The sequence below is a fragment of the Candidatus Methanoperedens nitratireducens genome (genome assembly GCF_900196725.1).
In the GTDB taxonomy this organism is placed as follows: Archaea; Halobacteriota; Methanosarcinia; order Methanosarcinales; family Methanoperedenaceae; genus Methanoperedens; species Methanoperedens nitroreducens_A.
Genome location: NZ_FZMP01000103.1, coordinates 1 through 4848 on the forward strand (window position 1 = coordinate 1; position 4848 = coordinate 4848).

General features: G+C 39.0%; 3 protein-coding genes and 1 pseudogene. All 4 read left to right on the plus strand.

Annotated features, from left to right (window positions below; translation table 11 throughout):
- Nucleotides 1-1244: 1244 nt before the first annotated feature.
- The 4 genes and pseudogenes from MNV_RS07725 to MNV_RS07735 all read left to right on the plus strand — a co-directional run bounded on the left by MNV_RS07725 (nucleotide 1245) and on the right by MNV_RS07735 (nucleotide 4493).
- A pseudogene (locus MNV_RS07725) lies at nucleotides 1245-2421 on the plus strand (IS256 family transposase).
- A 416-nt stretch (nucleotides 2422-2837) separates the two neighbouring features.
- Nucleotides 2838-3278, plus strand: a complete 441-nt coding sequence (locus MNV_RS07730; protein WP_096204985.1) for a hypothetical protein — start codon at nucleotides 2838-2840, stop codon at nucleotides 3276-3278.
- 209 nt (nucleotides 3279-3487) lie between these two features.
- Nucleotides 3488-3667 (plus strand): hypothetical protein, encoded by a 180-nt coding sequence (locus MNV_RS19005; protein ID WP_143311695.1) that lies wholly within the window; start codon nucleotides 3488-3490, stop codon nucleotides 3665-3667.
- A gap of 247 nt (nucleotides 3668-3914) precedes the next feature.
- A complete protein-coding gene (locus tag MNV_RS07735; protein ID WP_179293863.1) occupies nucleotides 3915-4493 on the plus strand; it encodes a transposase in 579 nt (192 codons plus the stop codon).
- The last annotated feature ends 355 nt before the right edge of the window (nucleotides 4494-4848 follow it).

Below are 4848 nucleotides of genomic sequence, written 5' to 3' on the forward strand. Positions count from 1 at the left end.
AGATGCCGACAAAACGTTTCCCTATTTGCAGTATTCTCCTGAGTAATTGTCCATTTTCCCTCATCATCAATACAGCCGTGGACCGATGTCCTTAGATTCATATCCCAATTCATTTGTCATCGGTTAACGATTTTGTTGCACAACTCTGAATACCATTCATAGCGATTTTTCGAATTGAATGTTAGATATTTGCATAAAAAGTGCTACTTTTCCGACATTTCGTATCTTAACCGATGACAAATGGATTACCACCACCATAAGACTGGATAGAATAGAAGGTATAGATAGTTTTGTATCAACAATGTTGCTTTATATCAACAATGTTGCTTGTCATTCTCATTAATGAGAATGGTCGAAAAAGCTATTGTTTGTGAGTATTTTTCTGTCGCTGAGGTTGGCTACCACCACCTACCCAACGTACCTTTTTATAGCCAACCTCACATCCGCACGCGCCTTAAAAGGTAGTAGATAGACCATTGCCCGTTAACGAACGTGCTTTTGTGGACGCTATATTTCGGTCGGCATAATTACTTACCAAAGCTAAAAACGTTGGAAATGCCACTAATGCCTCTGCAAGAGGCACGATTGCTTAATAAGATAGAAGATTTGGTGGGACAAAATGGACAGTTGTCTAATTCGTCCCACCCTGAAGAACTACAGCTTTACACCGTTTGGAAAGTGTTCAAGATGCTCCATGACGGAAATATCCGCCCGTAATTTTGTAGTACTATCTTACCCTGCTCTTTTTAGATATAAACTTTAACGTACAGCACAAAAATTCTAAAAAATGCAATACACAGGCTCATTATTTGATGGTATATCGCCTCCGGACTACACCCCGCGCGCTGATTCATGCCATTATAATAAGCCTCATTTTCAATATGCCGTTAATTTAACAAAACCGTTATAAAATAATGTAGATTATTTTAATATCGAATAGGCGAAATAAAAAATGGTATAAATCGGATCATCTGCGAAGCTGGTAGAATTTCTTGAAAAAATCCCTTTCAGCCCGTACTATATAGAAACCGGTCGTGTGGCTGGAGGAGTGCCTTAATCCCTTCTGGATTTCTGAAACATAGAATCCCAAAGCCTCTAAATCATGCGCGTACATGTGCCAAATAGATGGGAGTGTAACAAATCTTGTTGAAACTTCTATAATGCAACAGGTGTTATAGGAGTTGAGAAAAATGGCGAAGTTATTTACAAGAGAACAGGCATGAGCCTGGCTAAGGGCAAACAATCTGAAGGACGGAAAAAGCATTGAGCAAGCATTTATTGGCGAGATAAAAGACGTTCTTCAAGAAGCATTGGAAGAAGAAATGACCAATACACTTGGGTATTCCAAATATGAATGGAAGAATAAGAATAAGAATACTGATAACTCAAGGAATGGCCACAGTAAAAAGACAGTCAGAAGCCAATTCGGAGAAATAGACCTTAAAATTCCAAGGGATACCAATAGTGAATTTGAGCCAGTAATTGTAAAGAAGCACGAGAGAACGATATCAAGCGAACTTGAGGACATGATAGTTTCCCTGTTTGCTCAGGGAGTGAGCAACCGGGATATAGAATCACAAATGAAGAGAATATACGGTATCGAGGTCTCTCCTGAGATGGTAAGCAGGATGACAGATAAGATCCTTCCGATAGCAAAAGAGTGGCAAAACCGACCGTTAAATGAACTGTATCCAATAATCTACCTGGACGGTATCGTTTTCAATGTTAACCAAGGACGGTCAAATAGTAAAGAAAACAGCCTATGTCGTATTTGCAATAACCACAGAAGGTAAAAAAGAGATACCTGGGATACGGATTGGAGAGATTGAATCATCCAAATTCTGGATGAGTATATTATCCGACTTGAGAAACAGAGGTTTAAAGGATGTTTTAATTGCTTCTGTTGATGGATTGACTGGATTTGAGGAGGCAATCAGGGCAGCATTCCCAAAAACAGAGATACAGAGATGCATTGTACATCAAATAAGGAACTCTACAAGATTCGTCAATTATAAGGACAGAAAAGAATTCTGCAACGATATGAAGGAAATCTATACTGCACCCAATGAAGAAGCTGGACTGGCTGCTCTTGACGATTTTGAGAAAAAGTGGGGTAGCAAGTATTCCTATGCTATAAAAAGTTGGAGGATCAACTGGCAGAGCTTATCCACGTTCTTCAAATACCCTCCTGATATAAGATGGCTTATTTATACTACGAATCCAATAGAGAATTTTAACAGGAGGATAAGAAAAATCACAAAAACAAAGAGTTCATTCCCAACAGATGATTCCCTGTTTAAAATCCTGTACCTGATAGTAATGGATGCATCCGAGAAATGGACTATGCCTATCCGTGATTGGGGAGTTATCCTCAACCAGCTCATGGTATATTTCAAGGAACGGGTGGATGTATGTTTATAGGGAGAAAAGTATAATGAATATAGGAAGTTTCAACAAATTATGTTACGCTCCCGAAAAAGATTTAGAAAAAAGTGGCTACCCGTTAAAATCCTTTTTTAAAGGACTTTGCCCCAAACGGGTAGCCCAACTCCACCTATAGCGAGGATGGCTACCACAAGACACCAGAAATAATCCATCAGCCAGTTGATAATCTGCCCCACTCATCGGAAGGCTGAGTTATTTCTATAGCTCCTGTCCTCGCTTCTTCAAACTTTCCCGAACCTGCGTCTTCTGCTTTCAAAAACAAGTAAATTTGATTCGCTGCATATAATCGTCTTTTCCAAACCGATACCTCCTATGGACTCGGACACACTCCGATGTACACGTATGTACGCCAAAAGCATAAAGCTTTTGTTTCTTAGTGATTATTACCGACCATGACAGAAAAAATGGCAGTCCCAATTTTCAGGAAAATCCTATCCGCGTTGTTTGCGTCCGGCTCTCTCAGGACAATGGAGATATACGCCAAAATGCAGGACGAAGCCAAATCAAGCTTTTATAATGCAATGCGGCAGCTTAAGAATGAGGGGTATATAAAGGCGGAAGTTAGGCTTAATAACTTAGCGGTATATATTCTTACGGATAAGGGTGTTGAAGTGGTTAAGGAATACGTGAAGAAAAGCAACGCTGAAGATGTTATTTCTGCAATTGCAGATAGCGATAGGGCTGAAGAGCTTCTTTATGGGATATTAGCTTCTGATGTCAGGAAGAAGACTGGGATAGAGGCAGACGATGCGGTTTATGCTGCGATTGTGAAGAAGAATTACGAGCAATTCTTGAGGAAAACGAGGGAGGATTTGGAGGTCTTAAGTCGTTAGGTGTCTTTCTTGTCTTTACTGTCTTTACTGTCTTTACTCCCATCAACATCAAGTATTCTTCCTCAGAACCCAAAGCTCCACGCTCGGAAAAGCCACCCATGCCAGAACTGGTTCTATGTAAAGACAACTTCTCGTAGCCTTCTCTTAGCTCTAGAGAAGCTCAAAACCGCCTATTCGTCTGAAATAACCCCTATAAAACCGTCGTTTATATGGCTTCTCAGCTTCACAGGGTATCAGATGGTATGGGTTTTTTGAAGATGGTGGATATTCTGGCTTCTCAAAGTTCAGAGAAGCGAGAAGAGAAGCAAGAACGAGAAGTTTTGAGAAGCAGTATGCGAGAAGGTAGAGAAGACTATGAAGAAGAGTGTTTTAGAAAAGGAAAGATATAAAATACAGCATTATTAATAAGATTAATAAGACTCTAAGGAGATTCCGGGAGTGTAATGAATTTTGCTGAAACTTCTATAAACTAAACGCTCATGAGGCTTCGCCTCATGCATGAAGCATGAAAAACTTTTATTACTTTTTCCAATGCTTATATCCTTGATATGGGCAGTGAAGGTTGTTTGTTTTTTGAGGCTTTGATCTCGTAATCTAAACTAACCATTATCATTTCTCGTATGCATGAATGCGTCTTTGAACGCGTATGGGAAAATGTTCCTTCACAAGAAATTTATTATTGCCACAATCCTCTCCAGAGATGGAAACAAGATTAGAGGAAGGTTTGGAATGACTCTTGATGAAATCTTGAAATTGATAACATCAAAAAGAATTCTCGAGAAACTGAATAAGGAAATCATGAGCCGAATGCAGAAGCTCAAGGAAGATCTAGAGATTGCAATGTCCATGACTGGCATGGGATTTACATCTGCTTCAACAATCCTTGCTGAGATTGGAAATTATAGAGATTTTGTGACGGCTGAACAACTTGCATCATGGTGCGGACTTACACCGAAGGTTTCTCAATCCGCAGATAAACTTGTTACAGGCAGTATAACAAAACAGGGTTCAAAGCATGTGAGACGGATGCTTGTTCAAGTTGCTCATGCTATAGCCAAATCAAAAAATTCAAAATTGAAAAGGTTCTTTTTGCATATTTTGGCAAAGAAGGGAAAGAAGAAAGCAATCGTTGCATTGATTCGTTGCATTGGCAAGAAAAGTTCTATGCATATTGCATCATCTCCTGGTGAACAGAGAAAAATATCAGGACGCTGAGATGTCAAAAACTAAGAAAGTCAAACTGAATTGGGCTTCAATTGGGCTTCCTCCCCGGTTCAAATGACTGAGCAGGATATGATAAATGTCCTTGTTGGTGCTGGCTATACAGTCCAAAAGATGAAGAAATCAGTATAAATAAATTTGGAGGTTTGATAGACAATATTTATTGAAAATTATCGATTGTATTTGATTTTTTAGCGTTTGTAGCTTCGGCTATAGAATTTTTCCTTCAAGTATTTATATCAATAAGCTTTGAGACTGAATTTTTCTGATTTCAGGTTTCATTATTTTAAATTCTTGTTGTCATGATGACATAAGTTCTTCTTCCGGTTGAAGTGGAGAAGATTGTTTT

Bases quoted from the DNA above. Each gene is read 5' to 3' on its own strand.
- MNV_RS19005 (WP_143311695.1), top strand. From the start codon at position 3,488: ATGGCTTCTCAGCTTCACAGGGTATCAGATGGTATGGGTTTTTTGAAG.
- MNV_RS07730 (WP_096204985.1), top strand. From the start codon at position 2,838: ATGACAGAAAAAATGGCAGTCCCAATTTTCAGGAAAATCCTATCCGCG.